Origin of the sequence: Variovorax atrisoli 110B (assembly GCF_000382045.1) — a bacterium.
GTDB lineage: Bacteria > Pseudomonadota > Gammaproteobacteria > Burkholderiales > Burkholderiaceae_C > Variovorax > Variovorax atrisoli.
Genome location: NZ_KB907469.1, coordinates 1 through 21,175, shown reverse-complemented (window position 1 = coordinate 21,175; position 21,175 = coordinate 1). Strand labels below are relative to the sequence as shown.

Genomic DNA, 21,175 nt, shown 5'->3' with positions numbered 1-21,175 from the left:
GGGGCTCAGCGTGCGCCGGCCACGATCGCGATCCCCCTGATCTGCCCCGCGGACGGTGCCCTCTCCGGCTTCGGATAGCGCGCCGGCGCGAAGCGGTGCAGCAGCTCGGCCTCCTGCATCTTCGCGGCCTCGAAGTTCGCGAGCTTGACGTGGCCGAAGCCGCGGATGGACAGCGGCAGCGCCGCGATGCGCGCAGCCGTCGCCTGGTTGCCCGCCGAGAGTTCACCCGCCATCGCTTCGAGCAGGCCGTCGAAGTGCGAAATGAGTTGGCGCTCCATGCGCCGCTCCGCGGTGCGGCCGAAGATGTCGAACGCCGTGCCGCGCAGCCGCTTGCCATGCGCCAGCCAGCGCAACGCGGGCAGCAACCAGCCTCCGATGCGGATCTTGGCAGGCGCCTTGCCGTGCGCGCCGCGCGAGAGCACCGGCGGGGCCATGTGGAATTCGAGCTTCAGGTCGCCCTCGAACTGCTCGTTGAGCTTCTGCAGGAAGGCGCCGTCGGTGTAGAGCCGCGCCACTTCGTACTCGTCCTTGTAGCTCATGAGCTTCAGCAGGCTGCGCGCCGCGTTGCGCGTGAAGGGCAGGCTCGGGTCGCCGCCCTGCAACGCGGCCTCGCGCTCGCGCAGGCTGCGGATGCGCGCCTCGAAGCGGTCCGCCCATGTGGCGTTCTGATAGCCGGTGAGATGCCGGCGCGCCTCGCCGATCAGCACGTCGAGCGGTCGCTCGTCGACGGAAGAAGCCTGCGCATCGGCAGGCCCCGCGCGCAGCGCGTCCAGCGCCTCGGGGTTGCCGGCCGCGAGCCGCCCCAGCGAGAAGGCCGACTGGTTCGCGGCCACCGCCACGCCATTGAGCTCGATCGCATGCATCAGCGCCTCCAGGCTCAGCGGCACCAGCCCGCGCTGCCATGCATAGCCGGCCGCGACGATGTTGGCTGCCAGCGTGTCGCCGAGGAACTCTTCCGCCAGACTCTGCGCGTCGAAGGTCTCGACCTGCTCCTCGCCGGCCACGAAGCGCATCTTCTCCAGCAGCAGGTCGACGTGCAGGTCCGCATCGGGGTTGCGCAGCGACTCGGCCACCGGAATCTCGTGCACGTTCGCGAGCACCCGGGTGCGACCGTGGCGCACGGTCTGCAGCGCGTCGGCCGACGCGCCCACCACCACGTCGCAGGCGAGGATGGCGTCGGCCTGCTGCGTGTCGATGCGCACCTGGTGCAGGCGATCGCGCGAGTCGGCCAGCCGCACGAAGCTCAGCACCGAGCCGCCCTTCTGCGCGAAGCCCATGAAGTCGAGCACGCTCGCGGCCTTGCCTTCGAGGTGCGCGGCCATGGCGATCACCGCACCCACGGTCACCACGCCGGTACCTCCGACGCCGGTCACGAGCAGGTCGTACGGGCCGGTCCATGCATGTTCGGCCGGATGCGGCAGCGCGGCCACGCGGTGCAGGAAGGCATCGCGGCCCGCCGCGAGCGCCCCGCTCTTGCGGCGCAGCCTGCCGCCCGTCACGCCCACGAAGCTGGGGCAGAAGCCCTTGGCGCAGGAGTAGTCCTTGTTGCAGCTGGTCTGGTCGATCTTGCGCTTGCGGCCCATGGGCGTCTCGTGCGGCAGCACGGCCACGCAGTTGCTCTGCACGGTGCAGTCGCCGCAGCCTTCGCACACGGCCTCGTTGATGAACAGGCGCTTGGGCGGATCGGCAAGTTCGCCCTTCTTGCGGCGGCGGCGCTTCTCGGCGGCGCAGGTCTGTTCGTAGATGAGCACCGTCACGCCCGCCATCTCGCGCAGCCGGCGCTGCACGTCGTCGAGCGCGGCACGATCGTGGAACTCGGTGCCGCTGGGAAAGCGGTCCTTGATGGCGTCGTACTTGCCGATGGCATCGCTCACCACCACCACCTTGCTCACCCCTTCCGATTCGACCTGCCGCGCGATCGCATCCACGCTGATGACGCCGTCGACCGGCTGCCCGCCGGTCATCGCGACCGCGTCGTTGAAGAGGATCTTGTAGGTGAGCGTGGCCTTGGCCGCCACCGCCTGGCGGATCGCGAGGTAGCCCGAGTGGTAGTACGTGCCGTCGCCCAGGTTCTGGAAGACGTGCGGCGTCTTCGTGAACATGGCGTGCGAGATCCAGTCCACTCCCTCTCCGCCCATCTGGATGAGGCCCGCGGTGCTGCGGTCCATCCAGTTCGCCATGAAGTGGCAGCCGATGCCGGCGCGCGCCGTCGATCCCTCCGGCACCTTGGTGCTGGTGTTGTGCGGGCAGCCGGCGCAGAAGTACGGCAGGCGCTTGACAGCGTCGCTCGCGTTGGCCAGCAGCTCGGGCGGCGTGAAGTCGCGCACGTGCTGCAGGTGGTCGCCCAGGTCGTGGTTCTCGGGGAAGTGAACGGCCAGCCAGTGCGCGACCAGCTCGATGAGCCGCGATGGCCGCAGCTCGCCCAGCGCCGACACCAGCGGCTGGCCTTCGCGGTCGTGCTTGCCCACGAGCACGGGGCGCGCTTCGGGCGGCGCGTTGTAGAAGATGTCGCGCAGCTGCGTCTCGACCACCGCGCCCTTCTCCTCGACGATGAGAATCTCTTCCAGCCCCTGCGCGAAGGTCTTGATGCGCGTCTGCTCCACCGGAAAGCTCAGGCCGATCTTGTAGAGCCGCACGCCTGCGCGGGCCAGCTGCTCGGGCGAAAGCTCGAGCCGGCGCAGCACTTCCATCAAATCGTGGTGCGCCTTGCCGCAGGTGACGATGCCGACCTTGGCGTGCTCGCTGACGATCACGTGGCGGTCGACGCTGTTGCGCCGGGTGAATGCGGCCACCGCCGCGAGCTTGTCTTCCAGGCGCGACTCGATGCGCAGCGACGGCAGGTCGGGCCAGCGGTAGTGCAGGCCATCGGGCGGCGGGCGGTGGCCGGTGGCGGCGCTCACCGCGTCGGCGTCTTCCCATGCGTCGACACGGGCGTTGATCGCGTCGAGGTCCACGGTGCCAGCGCTCTCCACCACCTCGGACAGCGCCGCCATGCCGACCCATGCGCCCGAATAGCGCGAGAGCTCGTAGCCGTACAGGCCGAACTCCAGATACTCGGCCACGCTGGAGGGCTGCAGGATGGGCATGCGCCAGGCCATGAAGGCGTGATCGCTCTGGTGCGGCATCGACGACGACACGCAGCCGTGGTCGTCGCCCGCCACCACCAGCACGCCGCCGTGGGGCGAGGAGCCGTAGGCGTTGCCGTGCTTGAGCGCATCGCCTGCGCGGTCCACGCCCGGGCCCTTGCCGTACCACATGGCGAAGACGCCATCGACGGTGCGCTCCGGGTCCGATTCCACGCGCTGCGTGCCCAGCACCTGCGTGGCCGCGAGTTCCTCGTTGACGGCCGGCACGAAGCGGATGCCCGTCTGCTTGAAGCGCTCGCCGGCCTTCCAGATCGCCTGGTCCACCATGCCCAGCGGCGAACCGCGGTAGCCGCTGATGAAGCCCTGGGTGTGCAGGCCGCGCTGCGCATCGCGCCGGCCCTGCATCACGAGCACGCGGATCAGCGCCTGCGTGCCGGTCAGGAAAACCGAGCCGGATTCGGCCCAGATGTTGTCGGAGAGTTGGTAGCCGGGCCGTCTGATCGCGGTGGCATCGAGTGGGGCATTCATGCCCGGGATTGTTCTGCCGCGGCGCAGGTAAGTGCTTCTTCAATGCACTAGCGCAGACCCTTGTTTCGAGAAGATTCCACTTCGAATCGATCCGAAAAGAAGATTTTCTTTTTCTTTTCTTCCGATCCCGAGAAAACACTCGTCTCCCGGCGCTGCCTCATCTTCCAGCGCCTGCGTGCCGGGCCCGGAACTCGCCCGGCGTCATGCCCTCCAGGCGCCGGAAGTGGCGGTTGAAGTTCGAGAGATTGTTGAAGCCCACCTCGTAGCAGATGCTGCTCACGTGCTGGCGCGTGGAGGTCAGCAGCCGGCAGGCCTTCGCGAGGCGCAGGCCGATGATGAAGTCGGTGAAGGTCTTGCCGGTCGCGCGGCGGAAGCTGCGCGAGAGCGCGGTCCTGCTCGTGCCCACGAGGGCGCTGACCTCCGAGAGCGACAGCGGCTGCGCATAGTTGTCCCGGATGTGATCCAGCGCCTTCTGCACGTGCATCGCGCGGCCCGGCCCCGCCGCATCGGCGTGCACGAGGGTTCGGGCCAGCGGCCGGTAGTCGGTCCACTGCGCGAGCTCGTTCAGCACGGCGGTGAATGCCGAGAATCGCGCCAGCCCGTGCAGTGTCGAAAGGCGCCGCAGCCTGGAGAGGGTCTCGGCCCCCAGGCCGACGAAATGCACGCCCTGTCGGGCGCGCGAGAGAAGCGGCCCGACGTCCGACAGCTCCGGAAAGATCACCGCGCCTCGGCGCAGCGGCTCGTCGCTGAAACGCAGGACAAGGCCGTCGTCCGGCGCCGCGCGATACGCCGGCCTCAGCGTGCGCGGCAGCAAGGGCCCGAGCAGCAAGACCGCGCCGGGCGCGAGCGTGTGCGTCTCCTCGCTCGCACCGCTGCCGACGCGCAGGCACGCCGGGGCGCTCCCGATCAGGTGCAGTTCGTGGTCGTGGAGGCAGCTGCCGGAGCCGAAGCCTCGTCCCGCGAACCGGCTCGGCTCCTCGCAGAGAACAGTGGCATTGGCGTCGGACATTCGATTGCGATCCACAGGGCCTCGTGGCGACGGTGCGCAAGCGTGGCAACCGGCCGCATCGCCGCAGGGTCAGTCGCGCGAGCGCATCGCGAAGAAGCCGCCGGCCACCAGGATGAAGGCGCCGATGATCACCTTCTGCCAGGTGCTCGGAACGCCCGCGAGGATCAGCACGTTGTTGATCAGCGTGACCAGCACCACGCCCAGCAGCGTGCCGCCCACGGTGCCGCTGCCGCCGGTGATGCGCGCGCCGCCGAGGATCACGGCCGCGATCACGTCCAGCTCGTTGCCCACCAGGTCGAAGGGGTTCGCCAGCCGCGTGCTCGACACGTGCACGATGCCCGCCAGCCCCGAGAGGAAGCCTGCGTACGCGAACACGAAGACGTGCACCGTGCGCAGGTTGTAGCCCAGCCGCTCCGCGATCGCGAGGCTGCCGCCGATGGCATAGACGGCCCGGCCGATCAGCGTGCGGTTCAACAGCCACCAGGTCAGCAGCGCCGCGAACACCAGCACCAGCACTGTGGCCGGCAGCACCACGTGCAGGCCCTGCGGCGTGTCGAAGCGCCACAGCGCCAGCTTGCCGAAGGCGTCCATCGGCGCGGGCACGTTCATGAAGAACACGGTGCCCACGAAGGTCAGCAGGATGCCGCGGTACAGGTACTGCGTGCCGATGGTGACGATGAGTGACGGTGCCTTGAGCCAGTGCACCAGCAGCCCGTTGATCACGCCCAGCAGCGCGCCGCTGGCGGCGCCCGCGACCAGCAGCAGCGCAATGGGCGCTTCCGGGAAGTAGTTCAGCACCAGCTTGGTGATGCTGTACATCGTGAGCGCGGCGATGGCCGCGAACGACACGTCGATGCCGCCGGCGGCCAGCACGATCAGCACGCCCAGTGCGAACAGGCCCAGCACCGTGCAGGCGCGCACGATGTCGAACAGCACCGGCAGCTGGAAGAAGCTCGGGTTGATCGCGCCCACGGCCAGGCTCGCCAGCACGATCAGTGCGAGCGTGAAGACCGAGGGGCGCTGCGCGAGCCAGGCGCGCAGCGAGACCCGCGCCTGCGGCGGGTGAGGAGCCGATTCCGGCGCGGCCGGTGCGGACTGCGCTTGCATGGTGGAAGCCGTCATGAGAATGCGGGGGAAGGTGTGTCGGAAACCAGCGCGTGGTAGAGGTCGCTCTCGGCGAGCCCCTGCGCGTCGAAGTCGTTGGCGATGCGGCCCTTGCGCATCAGCAGGATGCGGTCGCAGTTCTGCAGCAGCTCCTGCAGGTCGTCGCTCACCAGGATCACGCCCAGGCCCTGCTCGGCCAGCCGCTGCACGATGCGGTAGATGGTGTCCTTGGAGCCCACGTCCACGCCCACGGTGGGGCCGTGCAATATCAGCACGCGCGGCCCGATGGCCAGCCAGCGCCCGATGAGCACGCGCTGCTGGTTGCCGCCCGAAAGCGACTGCACCGGCCGGTCGACGTCGGGCGTGGCGATCTGCAGGTCGCTCACGGTGCGCTCGGCCAGCGCCTGGCACTGACTGGCGTCGAGCGCGCCGAAGCGCCCGCGCAGCCGGTCGAGCACTGCGGTCACGATGTTGTCGCGGATCGGCTTGTCGAGGAAGAGGCCCTCGCTGAGCCGGTCTTCGGGCACATAGCCGATGCCCTGGCGGATGCCATCGGTGGGCGTCTTCAGCACGATCTGCCTGCCATCGAGCAGCACTCGCCCGCGGTCGGCGCCCTGCACGCCGGCCAGCGCCAGCGCGAGTTCGTTGCGGCCAGAATCGAGCAGGCCGGTCACGCCGAGGATCTCGCCCTTGCGCAGCGTGAAGCTCACGTCGCTGAACTGCGCACCGCGCCCGAGCGACTCCACCTTCAGCAGTTCGTCGCCGCCGTGCGTGCCGTGGCGGTAGCGCTCGCCGTCGAGGTGCTTGCCGGTCATCCAGTGCGCGATCTGCGCCTTGGTGAAATCGCGGATCGGGCCCTGCGCCACCTTCGTGCCGTCGCGGAACACGATGGCCTGGCCGCCCATGGCCATGCACTCGTCGAGCTTGTGGCTCACGAAGAGCACGGCCACGCCCTGCTCGCGCAGCGCCTCCACCACGCGAACGAGGTTGTCCACCTCCTTCTGCGTGAGCGAGGTGGTGGGCTCGTCCATGATGACCATGCGTGCGCGCGTGGCCACCGCGCGCGCGATGGCCACGAGCTGCCGCGTGGCGATGGGCATCTCGTCCACCCGCCGCGCGAGGAAGGCCGCGTCGGTCGGCAGCTTCACCGCCTCCAGAGCCCGCGCGGCCGTGGCCGCCAGCGCCTTGCGGTCGAAGCGGCGAGCCAGCCTGCCGCCGGTGGCGACGAGCTGCTCGCTGAGCGCGACGTTCTCCGCCACGCTCATGTTCGGCAGCAGGGACAGGTCCTGGTAGACCGTCTCGATGCCCAGGCTGAGCGCCTGCAGCGGTGACAGCGATTCGTGGGATTGCCCGTCGATCACGATGCGTCCCTGGCTCGGCGGCTGCGCGCCCGAGATGATCTTGATCAGCGTGCTCTTGCCGCAGCCGTTCTCGCCGAGCAGGTGGTAGATCTCGCCGGCCTCGATGACGAGGTCGATGCCGCGCAGCGCGTGCACGCCCGCGAAGCGCTTGTGCACGTCCTGCACCTCGAGGAACACCCGGCGCCCGGCCGCGCTCTGGGCGCCGGGCTGACTTGCTTGCGTGGAAGGCGCGGTCAGGGTCATGGCGTGCGTCGCGTCAGAACGAGTACTTCTTGTAGTTCTGCTTGTCGACCTCGACCCAGGCCTGGCCGGTGACGATGATGCCGGCGCCCGGGCCCTTCTTCACCGAGACCTTGTTGTAGCCGGGCACGCCCATGTCGGTGCCGTCGGTGATGGTCTTGCCGTCGAGCAGCATCTTGGCCGCCTTGTTCATGACGAGGCCGGCGTCCTTCGGGTCCCAGAAGGCGATGCCGCCGACCGCTCCCGACTCGAGGAACTTGGCCGCCTCGCTCGGCAGGCCGGTGCCGAAGACGCAGATCTTGCCCTGCAGGCCGGCCTCTTCCACCGCGCGGCCGATGCCCAGCACGTCCAGCGACGACGAGCCCTGGAAACCCTTCAGGTCCGGGTGCTTGCGCAGCATCTCCTTGGCCTTGCCGTAGGCCTTCTCGGCGTCGTTGAGCGACTCGTTCTTGGCATCGACCAGCTGCATCTTGGGGTACTTCTTGGCATTGGCCGCACCACCGTCGGCCCACTGCACCTGCGACTGGCTACCCAGAGAACCCACCAGCGAGGTCCACTTGCCCTGCTGGCCCATGCAGGCGGCCAGGCGCTCGTTGATGCGCGCGCCGTAGGCCGTGTTGTCGAAGGCCTCGATGTCGACCATGGTGTTCTTCTGGTTGTCGGCCTCGTGCGTGACGACCTTGATGCCGCGTTCCATCGCGCGCTTGAGCACCGGCTCCAGCGTGGGCGGATCCATCGACACCACCGCAATCGCGTCGACCTTCTTCGCCACCAGGTCTTCCACCAGCCGCTGCTGCTGCGCGGCGTCGGACTGGGCCGGGCCGATCTGGCGCGTGGCCACGCCCGGCGTGCTGCTGCCGAACTCCTTCACGCCCACTTCCATGCGGTTGAACCAGCTGATGCCGGTGATCTTCACCACGGTGACGATGTCCTGCGGCTTGCCCTGCGCATGCAGCGCCGAGGCGAAGGCCACGGTGCCCAGTGCCAGCACGGTGCAGGCGATCTTGGTTTTCTTCAGCATGTTCGTTTGTCTCCTAGCCCTCGGTGGTTCTCTGCGTCGCGCCAGGAGGGGGCTGATGCGGCGGTGCGCTGGTGCGCGAAACGGAGATGAAGCTGCGCAGGTCGCCCAGGCTCAGGCGGGCCGATGCCAGGAAGAACAGCAGCAGCAGGCCCCAGGCGCAGTCCCGGAAGAAGTTGGAAATGCCCAGCAGGTTGAAGGTGCTCGACAGCAGCTGCAGCGCCACGGCCGAGAAGAACAGGCACACCATGCGTCCGTAGCCGCCCTGCGGCCGCACGCCGGCCATCACGGTGATGAGGATGGCGATCAGCAGGTACGAGTTGCCGTAGTCCGACTTCACGCTGGCCGTGCGGCCCGCGATGATCACGCCCGCCACCGCCGCCAGCACGCCGCACAGCGCATAGGTGGCGATCAGCATGCGCCCCTGCGGAATGCCCGCATAGCGCGCAGCCTTGGCGTTGGTGCCCAGCAGGAAGAGCCGGATGCCGAAGGGACTCTGCTTGAGCAGCCAGGCCACGGCCAGCAGCATCGCGATGAAGATCGCGAACGGAATGGGCACGCCCAGCACGTTCTCGTTGCCGATGGCCGAGAGCGGCTCCGCGTTGCCCACGCGAAGGCTGGAGCCACCCGTGAGAACCACTGCGAAGCCGGTGTAGAGCAGCTGCGTGCCCAGCGTGCACAGGATGGGTGTGAGGCCTGCACGCGCGATCAGCACGCCGTTGAGCAGCCCGCCCGCGAGCCCGACCGCGAGCGCGGTCACGGCGAAGGTGCCGGTGTAGAGCCACGGCGACGCATCGGCATCGACCAGCATCGGCGCCAGCGTGGCCGCCACCACGCCCGAGAGATTGGCCAGCGCCACGCCCGAGAGGTCGATGCCGCCGTTGCCGGAGATCATCGACAGCGCCACGCCCATGGCCAGCAGGCCGAGCTCGGGCAGCTGGCCGCCCATCGACTGGAAGTTGTAGACGTCGAGGAAGTCGCCCTTCGACAGCACCGTGGCGACCACGAGGATCGCGACGTTGATGCCGACCAGGAAGTTGAGCTCGCGGTCTGAAAACCTGAATTTCACGGAAAGGCTCCTTTGCGGCTTGCGGCTCAGGCCGCCACGCGGTTCAGCAGCGCATCGACCTCGGCGCGCGTGGGCATCGAGGGCGCGGTACCGGCGCGCGTCACGGAGATGGCGGCCACGGCCGAGCCGAAGCGTGCGGCTTCCAGCGGCGACGCGCCCTCGGCCAGCGCAGCTGCGAAGCCGCCGTTGAAGGCATCGCCCGCGCCGGCCGTTTCCTTCACCGCGCCGGCATGGAACACGGGCAGGTGCACCGATTCCTTCGCGCTGTGCAGCAGCGCGCCCTTCTCGCCGAGCGTGATGAGCGCGCAGCCAACCCCCTTGGAGAGGAAGAAGTCGCCTGCGCGCCGCGCGTCGTCGACGGTCTCGACGGCAATGCCGCTGAGCGCCGCCGCCTCGTGCTCGTTCGGCGTGATGTAGTCGCACAGCGCATACACCGCATCGTCGAAGGGCAGCGCAGGCGCGGGGTTGAACACCGTCACCGTGCCCGCGGCCCGAGCGAGCTCCAGGCCGCGCTGCGCGGCGCCGGCCGGCTGCTCCAGCTGCGTGACGAACACGCGCGCACCGCTGATGGCGTCGGCGGCCGCATCGACGTCGGCCGGATCGATGAGCGCCGCGGCGCCGGGCACCACGATGATGGCGTTGTCGCCCGTGACCTCGTGCACGTAGATGAAGGCCGCGCCGGTCGGCTGCGTGGTCACCTGCGGCACGCGCGGCGTGATGCCTTCCTGCGCCCACAGTTCGAGCGCGTTGGCGCCGAAGGCGTCCTGCCCGAGCTTGGAGATGAAGGTCACCTGCGCCCCGGCTCGTGCGGCGGCCACGGACTGGTTCGAGCCCTTGCCGCCGGGCCCCATGGCGAAGCCGGAGCCTGCGATGGTCTGGCCCACGCCCGGAAGGTCGGCCGCGCGAAATGCGAGGTCGGCCACGAAGATGCCGAGCACGGCGACGCCGTGCTGCCGATGCTGGTTCTGATTCGAGGAAACGGCGCTCATCGCGATCAGGCCTCGGGGGCGATCACGCCCTTCTTGAACACGAAGCAGCCGTAGAAGCGGCGCTCGCCGGTGGCGATCACGCAGTACGCGCGGCGCGCGGCTTCATAGAACGCGAAGCGCTCGATGGAGCCCATCGGACGCGGGCGCCCTTCCGCCGCGTCGATCTCTCGCTGCATCTCCTGCTGCACCGGCGGAATCTCATGGGGCGCGCCCATGATCTCCATGCGCCGCGCGGGATCGTCCACCGCGTTGTCCAGCGGCAGCACCGACAGGATGGCGCGCGCCGCCTCGGTGGTGCCCACGCCGTCGATGCGCAGCAGCCGGCCCAGCGAGGTCTGGCGGGCGACCGAGTCGGCCGGGAAATTGGCGTCGCACAGCACTAGTTCGTCGCCGTGACCCATCGCGCGCAGGGCGTAGAGCACGTCGGCGTTGAGCAGCGGATGGATGGACTTCAGCATGCGGTCTCCTGATTTGGTATGGCTTTCGCGGTTGCGATCTTAGATAAAGAAAACGTTTGCGCAAACGTTTGCTTCTCGGGGATTTCCCTCGGTTTCGATAACAGGAGCGACGGCTGCCCGTTCATTCGCCATAGGGAATCCAGATGTTCTTGACCTGCGTGGCGTGCCGCAGGAACGCCGGGCCTTCGCCCGATGCCGGGTCGCTCCAGTCGGTGGCCAGGCCGTGGTCGACCAGGGTGCGCTTGAGGTTGCCGACCGACAGCCGCTCGGCATCGCGCGACAGTGCCTTGTCACCGAAGACCCAGAGCGCGTCGACGTCGTCGTGCTCCGCCAGCGTGCGCACGAGGCTCGCGGCCGGGCCGGTCACGATGTTGACGACGCCGCCCGGCAGGTCGGAGGTCTCGAGCACCTGGTAGAAGTCGGTGGCGACCAGCGCGTGCTTTTCGCCCGGCACGATCACCGTGCGGTTGCCCATGGCGAGGTTGGGCGCCAGCAGGCTCACGAAGGACAGCAGCGGCGCCTCGTCGGGGCACACCACGCCCACCACGCCGATCGCCTCGACCGTGGCCAGCGCCACGCCGCGCAGCGGCGGTACGTGTACCGTGCCTTCGTACTTGTCGGCCCAGGCGCCGTAGGCGAAGAGGCGGCTCACCGATGCATCGACCTCTGCCTGCGCGGCCTTCGCTACAACGCCGGTCAGGCTCGCGATGCGCGCGGCGAACTCGCCTGCGCGTGCCGACAGGTTCTCCGCGAGGTAGTACAGCGCCTGCGCACGCCGATGCGGCGTCGCGGTCGACCAGCTTGCAGCCGAGCGTGCCGCGGCGACCGCGTTGCGGATGTCCTTGCGGTTGCCCGTGCCCACCTCGCCGGCGCGCTGGCCGTTGGCGGCGAAGACGCTGCTGGAGAGTTCGCCGTCGGGCCGCACCTGCTTGCCGCCGATGAAGAGCTTGGCGGTGCGGTCGATGACAGGCAATGCGAGCGGAGTTTCATCCTTGGCATCTGCCGCTTCGTTCGCCGCTACGACGGCCACGGCATCGACATCAGCGCGCGGCTTGCGCTGCGCCCAGGCGCGCGGCTTCAGGTATTCGTAGCAGCCCTCCCTTCCGCCCTCGCGGCCGTAGCCCGATTCGCGATAACCGCCGAAGCCCACCCCCGCGTCGAACAGGTTGGTCGCGTTGACCCACACCACGCCCGCCTGCAGCTGCGGCGCGATGCCCAGCGCGAGGCCGATGGTCTCGCTCCACACGCTGGCTGCGAGGCCGTAGCGCGTGTTGTTGGCCAGCGCGACGGCTTCGTCGGGCGTGCGGAAGGTCATCGTCACCAGCACGGGGCCGAAGATCTCCTCGGTCGCGACGGTGGATGCCGGCTGCACGCCCGTCAGCAGCGTCGGCGGAAAGAAGCTGCCGCCCGGCGGCAGCGCGCCCGGCGCCTGGTAGCAGCTTGCGCCCTCGCGCACGCCGGTGGTCACGAGCGAGCGCACGCGCTCCAGCTGCGTGGGGTCGATCAGGCTGCCCATGTCGATCGCCTTGTCCAGCGGCGGCCCCACGCGCAGGGTCTGCATGCGGCGCTTGAGCCGCACGATGAACTCTTCGGCGATGCCTTCCTGCAGCAGCAGCCGCGAACCGGCGCAGCACACCTGGCCCTGGTTGAACCAGATCGCATCGACCACGCCCTCCACCGCCGCGTCGATGTCCGCGTCGTCGAACACGATGAACGGCGACTTGCCGCCCAGCTCCAGCGTGAGCGACTTGCCCGTGCCCGCCGTGGCGGTGCGGATGAGCCGCCCCACTTCCGTAGAGCCGGTGAATGCGATCTTGTCCACGCCCTCGTGCGCGACCAGCGCAGCGCCGGTGGCACCGTCGCCCGTCACCACGTTGAGCACGCCGTGCGGCAGGCCCGCCTGCGCAGCGAGTTCGGCGAACAACAAGGCGCTCAGCGGCGTGAACTCGGCGGGCTTCAGCACCACGGTGTTGCCCAGCGCGAGCGCGGGCGCGATCTTCCACGCGAGCATCAGCAGCGGGAAGTTCCACGGGATGATCTGGCCGACCACACCCAACGGCACCTGGTCGGAGAACTCGCGCTCCTGCAGCTGCGCCCAGCCGGCGTGGTGATAGAAGTGGCGCGCGGCCAGGGGCACGTCGAGGTCGCGCGTCTCGCGGATCGGCTTGCCGTTGTCGAGTGCCTCGACCACCGCCAGCAGGCGCGCATTGCGCTGCACCATGCGGGCGAGCGCGTACAGATGCCGCGCGCGGCCATGGCCGCCGAGCGCGAACCAGCCGGGCTGCGCGGCACGTGCTGCAGCCACCGCGGCATCCACGTCCTTCGCGGAACCTTGCGCAATGCCTGCAAGGCGCTGGCCGGTGGCCGGCTCGGCCGTGTCGAAATGCGCGCCTTCCGATGCGGGGGTGAATCGCCCGTCGATGAAATGGCCGAAGCCTTCGGCATGGCGCGCGAGCCATTCGCGCGCGTCGGTGTCGCTCTCGGGCGCGGGGCCGTAGTCCATGGTGTCGAAGTAGCGTGCGACGTTGCTGCTGCTGTTGTTGTTGTTGCTCATCGGGCTGCTCATCCGATCGGGTGGCGGTTGTAGGCCGAGTAGCGGCCGGTGACGTGGTGCTCCAGCTGGCGCTCGATGTCGGCCAGCAGCGTGGAGGCGCCGATGCGGAACAGGTCGGGCTCGAGCCAGTCGCGGCCCAGCTCCTCCTTCATGAGCACCTGGTAGTCGAGCGCGGTCTTCGCGGTGGAGACGCCGCCTGCGGGCTTGTAGCCCACGCGCAGGCCGGTTCGGGCCTCGTACTGGCGGATCATCCGCAGCATCGCGAGCGTGACCAGCGGCGTGGCGTTCACGCCCTCCTTGCCGGTGGAGGTCTTGATGAAATCGGCGCCGGCCATCATGCAGACCATCGAGGCCTTCGCGACGTTGCGCAGCGTCTTGAGCTCGCCGGTCGCGAGGATCGCCTTCACATGCGCCTCGCCCGCCGCGCGGCGGAAGTCGAGCATCTCGTCGTAGAGCTTCTTCCACTGGCCGGCGAGCACGTGCTCGCGGGTGATGACGATGTCGATCTCCGAAGCGCCGTCGCGCACCGAGGCCTCGATCTCCTTGAGCTTGAGCTCATGCGGAATCAGCCCCGCCGGAAAGCCCGTGGACACCGCCGCCACCGGGATGCCGGTGCCAGCCAGTGCCTCGACCGCCGTGGAGACGAAGCGGTGATAGACGCATACCGCGCCTGTGTGCAGCTTGCGGTCGGCAAAACCGAGTGCGGCCAGCAGGTCGGGCCGAACCGGCGTCACGGCCTTGGCGCAGAGGCGCTTCACGCGTTCGGCGGTGTCGTCGCCGCTGAGCGTGGTGAGGTCGATGCAGGTGATGGCCTTCAACAGCCAGCCGGCCTGCGCGTCCTTCTTGACCGAGCGGCGGCCCGGCAGCGTGGCCACGCGGCGCTCGGCGGCGGACAGGTTGAAGCGGATGCCGTCGATCCAGCCGAGATCGAAAGGCTGGGCGGAGTTGCGCGCCGCAGCGGCGTGGGTCGGCGCGGGCGTCTCGGCGGGCGCCCGGGGCGCGGCCGCCGGCGACGCCGGGCGCGAGCGCACCGCGCCGCTGGGGCGAACGAGGGAAGTGGAAGTCATGAATGGGCGGGCGCCGTGGCGCGCGAGGGCCGCAGGTGCGGCGGGACGGCAAGGGGCATGTCTTTTGTCTCCGAGCCTCGTCGCATCGAATCGCATCGCGGCGGGCCTTGGTGTTCGTGTTGGCGCAAATGTTATTACAACAACATTTATCCGCGCAATATGTTTTTTAAACAACATTGAAACCACGTGCGATGCCCGATACTCAGGTAGGTGGACCTGAGGAAACCGAACATGAGAAGAACCGCCGGAGCCGAAGCCCGGGCCGTGCGCCTGGCCAGGATGCAGGAACTCGTCGAGGCCGGCGGCCCGCTGCCGATCAAGCAGGCGGCGCAGCAGCTCGAGGTGACGGAGATGACGATCCGCCGCGACCTGGCGTCGGCCGAATCTCCGCTCTCCGCACTCGGCGGCTATGTGCTTGCGACGACGCTGCCGGGCGCCGAGCGCTACTCGCTCGACGAGGCCAGCGACCAGCACGCGGCCAACAAGCGCCTGGCCTGCGAGAGCGCCGCCGAACTCGTGCAGCCGCACGACAGCCTGTTCATCGACTGCGGCACCACCATGGTCCATTTCGCGGAAGCGCTGCCGTCCGAGATGCCGCTGAGCGTGGTGTGTTACTCCACGAACATCGCGCAGGTTCTCAGCCGCCGCCCGAACACGCAGCTGATGCTGCTCGGCGGGCTGTACCACCCCTCCTCCGCCACCTTCTTCTCCGACGAGGGGCTGCAGTACCTCGCCAGGCTGGGCGTGAACAAGGCCTTCATCTCGGCGGGCGGCATCGACGTGGAACGCGGCGCGAGCTGCTCCAACTTCCACGAGGTGCCGGTGAAGCAGGCGGCCATCCGCAGTGCGTCGCAGAGCTTCCTGGTCATCGACGAAAGCAAGCTCGGCACGCTGCGCCCCGCCTTCTTCAGCCCGCTCGATGCCTTCGCTCGCATCGTGGTCGGCGGCTCGCCGGAGCCTTCGCTGAAGAAGCAGTTCAAGGACCTGCCGCTGGAATTCGCGCGCGCAGCCGACGCGTAGAACGAGCACCCTGCGGCGGCCAAGGCACGACATTGCCCCGCCGCATCGATCAAGGAGAATCGCGACGATGGCGCGGACCGGCATCCGGTCCGCGCACCCCACCCACTACCCGCGATCCTGCGATCCCGCGATGAACACCGGCACCGTTTCCCTCGACGAGCACTGCCTCAAGATCCTCTCCGCGCTGCAGCACGACGGACGCCAGACCGTGCAGCAGATCTCCGAGGCCGTCGGCCTCTCGCCCACGCCCTGCTGGAAGCGCATCAAGGACATGGAGGCCGCGGGCGTCATCCGCGGCTACACCACGCTGGTCGATCCTGAACTGGTCGGCCTGCACGTCTCGGCCGTGGCCGAGGTGAACCTCGACCGCCACAGCGAGACGATGGTGCAGCGCTTCGAGGAGGCCGTGGCCGCCAGTCCGCAGATCATCCGCTGCGTCTCGGCCACCGGCCCCGCCGACTACATCCTCAACGTGACCGTGCCCGACATGAAGCACTACGAGCGCTTCCTGCACGAGGTGCTGTTCAGCCTGCCCGGCGTGACGCACGTGCGCTCGAGCATCGTGCTGCGCGAGATCAAGTCCGAGACGGCGCTGCCGCTGGACCACCTGCTGCCGGGCACGCCAGGCAAGCCCCGCGCCGCGGGTTTGCGCAGAAGCTAGGGACTGTTCAAACCATCCCCGGGGCCGCGAAGGGCAGCAAGGAGCGTTGGGGCACCAACGCGCCCCCGGAAATGGTGTGGACAGACCCTGATGCCGCCCAAGGGCATCGGCACCGTGTGCCGAGGGTCGTGTGGAGAATGACCGCATCCTCCGCCCCGATCGCACACCGACCATGCCCCTGCCCAAGCCCCTTCTGCTGCAACGCGCCTATCTCCTGCTCATCGCCGTGCTGGTGTTCGCCGGCTGCTGGGTCGCACCGATCGACGCGCCCGCGCGGGCCCAGGTCAACGACGGACTGAAGCGCGCACTGACCACCTTCGCTGCAGCACGCGCGCTCGGGGCAGTGGTGTCGGTTGCGCAGGGCACGCAGGTCGATGCCACGCCGGGCGGCGTGGGCGTGAGTTTCGCGCCGGGTCAGGCACTGAAGCCGCTGAACGAACTGATCGAGCAGTTCGCGGCGGTGATGCTCGCGGCCAGCGTGTCATTCGGCATCCAGCTGGTGCTGCTGAACATCGGCGCACACCATCTGATGTCGTACCTGGTCTGCGCCGTGGCGCTGGCCTGGATCGCATGGCGCTGGCGGCGCGGCAGCTCGCCGCGCTGGCTGCAGTCGGCGCTGATCGGCCTGCTGCTGGTGCGTTTCGCCGTACCGCTTGCCGCGGTGGCCAATGAAGGTCTCTACCGCACGTTCATGGCCAGCGACTACCAGGCCGCGCTGTCGGGCATCGAGCAGTCGCCCGCCGCCGTGGTGGATGCAACGAAAGAGGCACCGGCCGCGCAGGAAGGCTGGCGCGACCGCATCGAACGCTGGCTGCCCAAGCTGCCGGACCTGAAGGCCACCTACGAACAGATCCTGAAGTCCGCCTCCGACTGGGCCGAGCGGATCGTGAAGCTCATTGCACTGTTCGTTCTGCAGACAGTGGTGCTGCCGCTGGCATTCCTGTTCGCAGCGTGGCGGCTCGCGCGAGCCGCCATCCGCGAGCCCGCACGCAGGTAGGCTGGATCGCGCGGCCGGCTTCGCCTGCTGCGAATCGAAAGCGGGCCTACTGCACCACGCGGCCGTAGCAGGACTTCAGGGCCGCATAGTCGTAGTAGTGGGCGGTGCCGGCCTTCTTCGCACCGTCGCACGCGGCCTTGAAGTCGGTTTCCTTCTCGTTGTAGAGCATCTTCACGAGCAGCTTGCCGCTGCCGTCAGCGTACACGTCCCATTGCATGTTGGCGGCCATGGGCGACACGTATTCGCCGCGCCATGGGTTGCTGCCGTAGCTGAAGCTGGCCGCCGCGGGCACGCCCTGGTCCACGCCCTTCAGCCCCATGCGAACGGCGAAGGGCATGATGATCTCGGCGTGCGCGAAGCGCAGCTTGGCGGCATGGGAGCGATCGCCGCGCGCAATGGCGTCGACCTCGTTGAACATGTCGTCCACCAGGATCTGCGACATGCGCGAGGTGATGTCGCCCTTCTCGGTCATGCCGGGGCCCTTGTCGTAGAAGTCGGACCCGTCGTTGAGCGCCGCGAAGAACTTCGCCTGCGCCGCCGGCATGTAGGCGGCGAAGTCGACACCGGCCTCGCTGCGCATGGCTGGAGCGATCACGTAGAGCTCGTACAGCAGCGACCCGGCATCGCCCAGGGACTTGATCGTGGTCTTGCCGTCGCCGTCGATGCTGGAAAAGAACTTGCCGTCGTCGCTCGCGAAGCTGCGGGAGCCGGTGTTGGCGAAGCTGTAGCTGCCGTCGGCGATCTTGTCGACGAAGCTCTTGGCGAACAGCCGCTCCAGCAGCACGCGGCCGGCCGCCGCGGCCTCCGGCGTGACCGTGAGGCCGCTCTGCTTGGCGGCGAGATCGGCATCACCGGACTTGTAGGCCTGGTAGGCCTGGCTGTCCCGATAGGTCGTGTAGAGCGGATCGTCCGTCTTGCTCACCAGGTCGGTGGCTTTCACGAGCTTGTGGAAGTAGAGCAGGAAGCGGTTGGTGCCGGCCGGTTGGCTCGCCGCCGTGCCGGTGTCGGGGTACGGCGCCGGTGCCGGCGGATAGGTGACGAGCGGCGCCAATGCAGGCTGCGTCGCCTTGAGCGATTGCACGAAGAAGCTGCCGCTGTCGACCGCGCGGTCGACGCCGGAAGTCACGGTCACGATCTGCCGCGGCGCCGAGCCTGCGCTGTCGCCGACCTGCTTCCAGAAGGCCGGCAGACGCTGCAGAAGCCGGGCCGCCAGTTGCGTGTGCTCATTGATGCCGACCTGCGTCTCGTTGCCATAGCCCGGCTTGGTGATGCCCGCGACGCCGTAGCCCAGCAGGAAATTGGCCTTCATGATCTTCAGCACGTCGGCCCCCAGCTTCTGGCCCAGCGGCGTGAGCGCGCCGTCGTCCCGCGCCTTCTCCCACATGTTGTAGACCGCCAGGTCGTACTTGAGGCTGGACAGGCCGCGCGAGCCGTGGCGCGCGATCATCTGCGTGTAGACCGGCGAGAAGCCCGCGGGCGGCGCTTCGTAGGTGCTGACGTCCTGCTGCGGGCGGTAGGGAGCCTTGGTCTGGTAGTAGCGGTCGGTCAGCGCTGCGGCGGTCAACACGGCCTTGATGTCGTCGCCGCTGGCCGACGCAGCGATCGCATCGCGGATGCGCTGCAGCCCTTCGTCGGAGGCAGCCTTGAGCGCGGCCTTCGCCACGGGGTCGGCCTCGGTGTTGAAGTCTCCGAGCAGCTTGGCCGCGATCACGCCCACGGAGATGGCCACCTTCGCGGTGGCAGCCTTGAAGTCGATGCCACCCGCTTCCATTTCGGCGACCACCGCGGTCGAGTGGAAGTCGACGACGCCCGGCGCCTCCTTCGGCGCACGCAGCACAAGCCGGGAGGTCACGGGCTTCGAGGTGGAGGTGGCGGGGTCGAGTTCGGTGGCGTCGGTGCCGATCTCGGCCACGATGCCGGCGCCCGTACCTGCGAGCGTGTATGCACCCCGCTTGTCGGTGCGGGTGGATGGCTCGCCGTCATCGCAACGGCCGTTGGCATTGGTGTCGAGGCAGACCTTGGCGTTGACGAAATAGCTTCCGACGACCATGCCGCTGGTGGTGCTGGCCGCCGCCGGCGCCGTTGCCGGGGCTGGAGCCGGCGCAGGAGTCGCAGCGGCGGGCAGCGGCAGGAACGAGTTGCCTGAACCTCCGCCGCCGCCGCAGGAGGCCAGCAGAACTGCGAGCAGGCCGAGTGATGAAGCTGGCAGGCATGCCAGGGCGCGGTTGCGTGAAAGGTTCGGCAGCATTGGAAGGACCGTGGACAAAAGGCCCGAATCCTTCCATGCGCAGGTGACGTGCCCATGACGCTCGAGCACCCTCACTCGGCAGCCAAGGCTCGGGCCGCCCCTCCAATCGCTTCGAGACTCAGGAAACGACCTGGTAGTACAGGTTCTGCGGATGCCGCGCCTGCGCAAAGAAGAACCAGCGCTCGGCCAGCAGCCCCGGTGCCTGCACCAGCGCCGCGAGCACCCACGGCAGTGCGCCCCCGACCGCCGTGCCCCATGCCAGCAGCAACGCGGGCAGCACGAAGGCCAGCAGAAGAAAGCCGAGCTTCATGTTGCCCAGCACGGCGAGCGATGTGCCATGGAAGAACTCGCGCGTGTTGAACGACCCGGCCGACATTCCCATCGACTTCTGCACCAGCTTCTGCGTGCGGATGCCGGTGGCCGACTGGAGCGTCGACTTGTGGCGGATTCCCGCGTTGCGCCGCAGAGCCGTGGCGCGTGCAGCCCACGCCGCCAGCGTGGCACCCAGCGAGAAAGACCCGAACACCTGCACGAAGCGCGCCTCGCCGGCCAGCGCCGCCATCGCGCAGGCCAGCACCAGCCCCGACGACAGTCCGATCAGCGTGAAGTTGACGATGGTCAGCGGATGCGCCCATTCCTCGATGAAGCGCAGGCAGGCATAGATCATCGCGGTGCAGTACCAGAGCAGCAGCGCGCCGCCCAGCGCCAGCAAGGGCAGCAGCCACGACCAAGGCGCGCCCAGGCCCGCCCGCAGCGACAGCCACCACAGCGCCACCAGAGCGATGAAGGCCGGCAGCACGATCACCTCGCGCGACATCCACGAGGTGCGCCACATCAGCACTGCGCGCCATGCGCGCGTCTTGCGGCCCAGGTGCATGAAGGATGCAGCGAGTCCCGCCGCCAGCAGCACCTCGGCCACGCCCAGCGCAAGGCCCAGGAAGCCCGGCGCGAGTTCGAGGCCGCAGAGCACGGCCAGGGCAAGCGCGAACACCAGCCCCTGCGCGGCGCCGGCCAGCGTGGTGAAGAAAAGGATCGAGAACGCCGGATGCATGTTGCGGCCTACTCCAGCTCTTGCGTCGACGACGTGATGCGCCGCGGCAGGTAGCGGTTGGCCGGGTTGGTCTCCCACTCCGGCATCAGCTGGTAGCCGCCGCGTTCGCGTATCGCCTTCGACACTTCGGAGTCGGGGTCCTTCACGTCGCCGAAGAGACGTGCGCCGGTCGGGCAGGCCTTCACGCAGGCGGGCTTGCGGTCCTCCTTGGGCAGCTGCTCGTCGTGGATGCGGTCCACGCACAGCGTGCACTTGGTCATGACCTGGCGCTCCTCGTCCAGCTCGCGCGCGCCGTAGGGGCAGGCCCATGCGCAGTACTTGCAGCCGATGCACTTGTCGTAGTCGACGAGCACGATGCCGTCCTCCTTGCGCTTGTAGCTCGCGCCCGTGGGACACACGGGCACGCAGGGCGGGTCTTCGCAGTGCAGGCAGCTCTTGGGGAAGTGGATGGTCTCGGTGGCCGGAAAGGCGCCCGCCTCGTAGGTCTGCACGCGATTGAAGAAAGTGCCGGTGGGGTTGGCCGCATAGGGCCGCTCGTCGGCCAGCGGGCCCGCGCTGCCGGAGGTGTTCCACTGCTTGCACGAGGTGACGCAGGCGTGGCAGCCGACGCAGACGTTGAGGTCGATGACGAGGGCGAGCTGTTTGGCGAGGGTTTCGCCGGGCTCGGCGCGTTGGGTTGCATTACTCCCTCCCCCTCTGGGGGAGGGTTGGGGTG

Annotated in this window: 16 protein-coding genes; 3 read left to right on the top strand and 13 right to left on the bottom strand. The window is 68.7% G+C overall.

All coding sequences use genetic code 11. The features are described 5' to 3' along the window. Window positions 1-5 precede the first annotated feature (5 nt). The 10 genes from G369_RS0132320 to deoC form a co-directional block, all read right to left on the bottom strand. A complete protein-coding gene (locus G369_RS0132320; protein ID WP_019658226.1) occupies window positions 6-3,614 on the bottom strand; it encodes an indolepyruvate ferredoxin oxidoreductase family protein in 3,609 nt (1,202 codons plus the stop codon). Between the two features lie 157 nt (window positions 3,615-3,771). Then, entirely contained in the window at window positions 3,772-4,623 is an 852-nt protein-coding gene (locus G369_RS36720) for a helix-turn-helix domain-containing protein (RefSeq protein WP_019658225.1), read from the bottom strand. A gap of 69 nt (window positions 4,624-4,692) precedes the next feature. Beyond that, window positions 4,693-5,745 (bottom strand): ABC transporter permease, encoded by a 1,053-nt coding sequence (locus tag G369_RS0132310; protein ID WP_019658224.1) that lies wholly within the window; start codon window positions 5,743-5,745, stop codon window positions 4,693-4,695. Next, a complete protein-coding gene (locus G369_RS0132305; protein WP_019658223.1) occupies window positions 5,742-7,331 on the bottom strand; it encodes a sugar ABC transporter ATP-binding protein in 1,590 nt (529 codons plus the stop codon). Before G369_RS0132305 ends, G369_RS0132310 begins: the two co-directional genes overlap by 4 nt. Window positions 7,332-7,344: 13 nt before the next feature. Further along, window positions 7,345-8,349, bottom strand: a complete 1,005-nt coding sequence (locus tag G369_RS0132300; protein ID WP_019658222.1) for a substrate-binding domain-containing protein — start codon at window positions 8,347-8,349, stop codon at window positions 7,345-7,347. Between the two features lie 13 nt (window positions 8,350-8,362). Next, window positions 8,363-9,415, bottom strand: a complete 1,053-nt coding sequence (locus G369_RS36715; protein WP_019658221.1) for an ABC transporter permease — start codon at window positions 9,413-9,415, stop codon at window positions 8,363-8,365. 26 nt (window positions 9,416-9,441) lie between these two features. Next, entirely contained in the window at window positions 9,442-10,404 is a 963-nt protein-coding gene (rbsK, locus tag G369_RS0132290) for a ribokinase (protein WP_019658220.1), read from the bottom strand. 5 nt (window positions 10,405-10,409) lie between these two features. Beyond that, window positions 10,410-10,862, bottom strand: coding sequence for an RbsD/FucU family protein (locus G369_RS0132285; protein ID WP_019658219.1), 453 nt, complete (start codon window positions 10,860-10,862; stop codon window positions 10,410-10,412). Window positions 10,863-10,983: 121 nt separating this feature from the next. Then, window positions 10,984-13,416, bottom strand: coding sequence for an aldehyde dehydrogenase family protein (locus G369_RS0132280; RefSeq protein WP_020723424.1), 2,433 nt, complete (start codon window positions 13,414-13,416; stop codon window positions 10,984-10,986). 8 nt (window positions 13,417-13,424) lie between these two features. Next, window positions 13,425-14,483, bottom strand: coding sequence for a deoxyribose-phosphate aldolase (gene deoC, locus G369_RS0132275; RefSeq protein WP_019658217.1), 1,059 nt, complete (start codon window positions 14,481-14,483; stop codon window positions 13,425-13,427). Between the two features lie 231 nt (window positions 14,484-14,714). On the opposite strand from deoC, the gene G369_RS0132270 reads away from it, so the two are divergent. The 3 genes from G369_RS0132270 (at window position 14,715) to G369_RS0132260 (ending at window position 17,161) form a co-directional block, all read left to right on the top strand. Then, on the top strand, window positions 14,715-15,503 hold the full coding sequence (locus tag G369_RS0132270; RefSeq protein WP_038116614.1) for a DeoR/GlpR family DNA-binding transcription regulator: 789 nt from the start codon (window positions 14,715-14,717) through the stop codon (window positions 15,501-15,503). Between the two features lie 130 nt (window positions 15,504-15,633). Further along, the gene (locus G369_RS0132265; protein WP_019658215.1) at window positions 15,634-16,164 is read left to right on the top strand and encodes an Lrp/AsnC family transcriptional regulator; all 531 of its coding nucleotides are present in this window, start codon (window positions 15,634-15,636) and stop codon (window positions 16,162-16,164) included. 172 nt (window positions 16,165-16,336) lie between these two features. Continuing rightward, the gene (locus G369_RS0132260; protein ID WP_019658214.1) at window positions 16,337-17,161 is read left to right on the top strand and encodes a hypothetical protein; all 825 of its coding nucleotides are present in this window, start codon (window positions 16,337-16,339) and stop codon (window positions 17,159-17,161) included. 46 nt (window positions 17,162-17,207) lie between these two features. Here the strand turns inward: G369_RS0132260 and G369_RS36710 are convergent, their stop codons facing one another. The 3 genes from G369_RS36710 to G369_RS36705 all read right to left on the bottom strand — a co-directional run. Next, entirely contained in the window at window positions 17,208-19,409 is a 2,202-nt protein-coding gene (locus G369_RS36710) for a histidine phosphatase family protein (RefSeq protein ID WP_019658213.1), read from the bottom strand. Window positions 19,410-19,527: 118 nt separating this feature from the next. Next, window positions 19,528-20,460, bottom strand: a complete 933-nt coding sequence (locus G369_RS0132250; RefSeq protein WP_019658212.1) for a dimethyl sulfoxide reductase anchor subunit family protein — start codon at window positions 20,458-20,460, stop codon at window positions 19,528-19,530. 8 nt (window positions 20,461-20,468) lie between these two features. Beyond that, the coding region (locus tag G369_RS36705) for a 4Fe-4S dicluster domain-containing protein (protein ID WP_019658211.1) at window positions 20,469-21,175 on the bottom strand (707 nt) is incomplete at its 5' end.

Coding starts and splice junctions, on each gene's coding strand:
- rbsK (WP_019658220.1), bottom strand. CDS start 10,404: ATGAGCGCCGTTTCCTCGAATCAGAACCAGCATCGGCAGCACGGCGTC.
- G369_RS0132305 (WP_019658223.1), bottom strand. CDS start 7,331: ATGACCCTGACCGCGCCTTCCACGCAAGCAAGTCAGCCCGGCGCCCAG.
- G369_RS0132285 (WP_019658219.1), bottom strand. CDS start 10,862: ATGCTGAAGTCCATCCATCCGCTGCTCAACGCCGACGTGCTCTACGCC.
- deoC (WP_019658217.1), bottom strand. CDS start 14,483: ATGACTTCCACTTCCCTCGTTCGCCCCAGCGGCGCGGTGCGCTCGCGC.
- G369_RS36720 (WP_019658225.1), bottom strand. CDS start 4,623: ATGTCCGACGCCAATGCCACTGTTCTCTGCGAGGAGCCGAGCCGGTTC.
- G369_RS0132310 (WP_019658224.1), bottom strand. CDS start 5,745: ATGACGGCTTCCACCATGCAAGCGCAGTCCGCACCGGCCGCGCCGGAA.
- G369_RS36710 (WP_019658213.1), bottom strand. CDS start 19,409: ATGCTGCCGAACCTTTCACGCAACCGCGCCCTGGCATGCCTGCCAGCT.
- G369_RS0132265 (WP_019658215.1), top strand. CDS start 15,634: ATGAACACCGGCACCGTTTCCCTCGACGAGCACTGCCTCAAGATCCTC.
- G369_RS0132320 (WP_019658226.1), bottom strand. CDS start 3,614: ATGAATGCCCCACTCGATGCCACCGCGATCAGACGGCCCGGCTACCAA.
- G369_RS0132280 (WP_020723424.1), bottom strand. CDS start 13,416: ATGAGCAACAACAACAACAGCAGCAGCAACGTCGCACGCTACTTCGAC.
- G369_RS0132300 (WP_019658222.1), bottom strand. CDS start 8,349: ATGCTGAAGAAAACCAAGATCGCCTGCACCGTGCTGGCACTGGGCACC.
- G369_RS0132250 (WP_019658212.1), bottom strand. CDS start 20,460: ATGCATCCGGCGTTCTCGATCCTTTTCTTCACCACGCTGGCCGGCGCC.
- G369_RS0132260 (WP_019658214.1), top strand. CDS start 16,337: ATGCCCCTGCCCAAGCCCCTTCTGCTGCAACGCGCCTATCTCCTGCTC.
- G369_RS0132270 (WP_038116614.1), top strand. CDS start 14,715: ATGAGAAGAACCGCCGGAGCCGAAGCCCGGGCCGTGCGCCTGGCCAGG.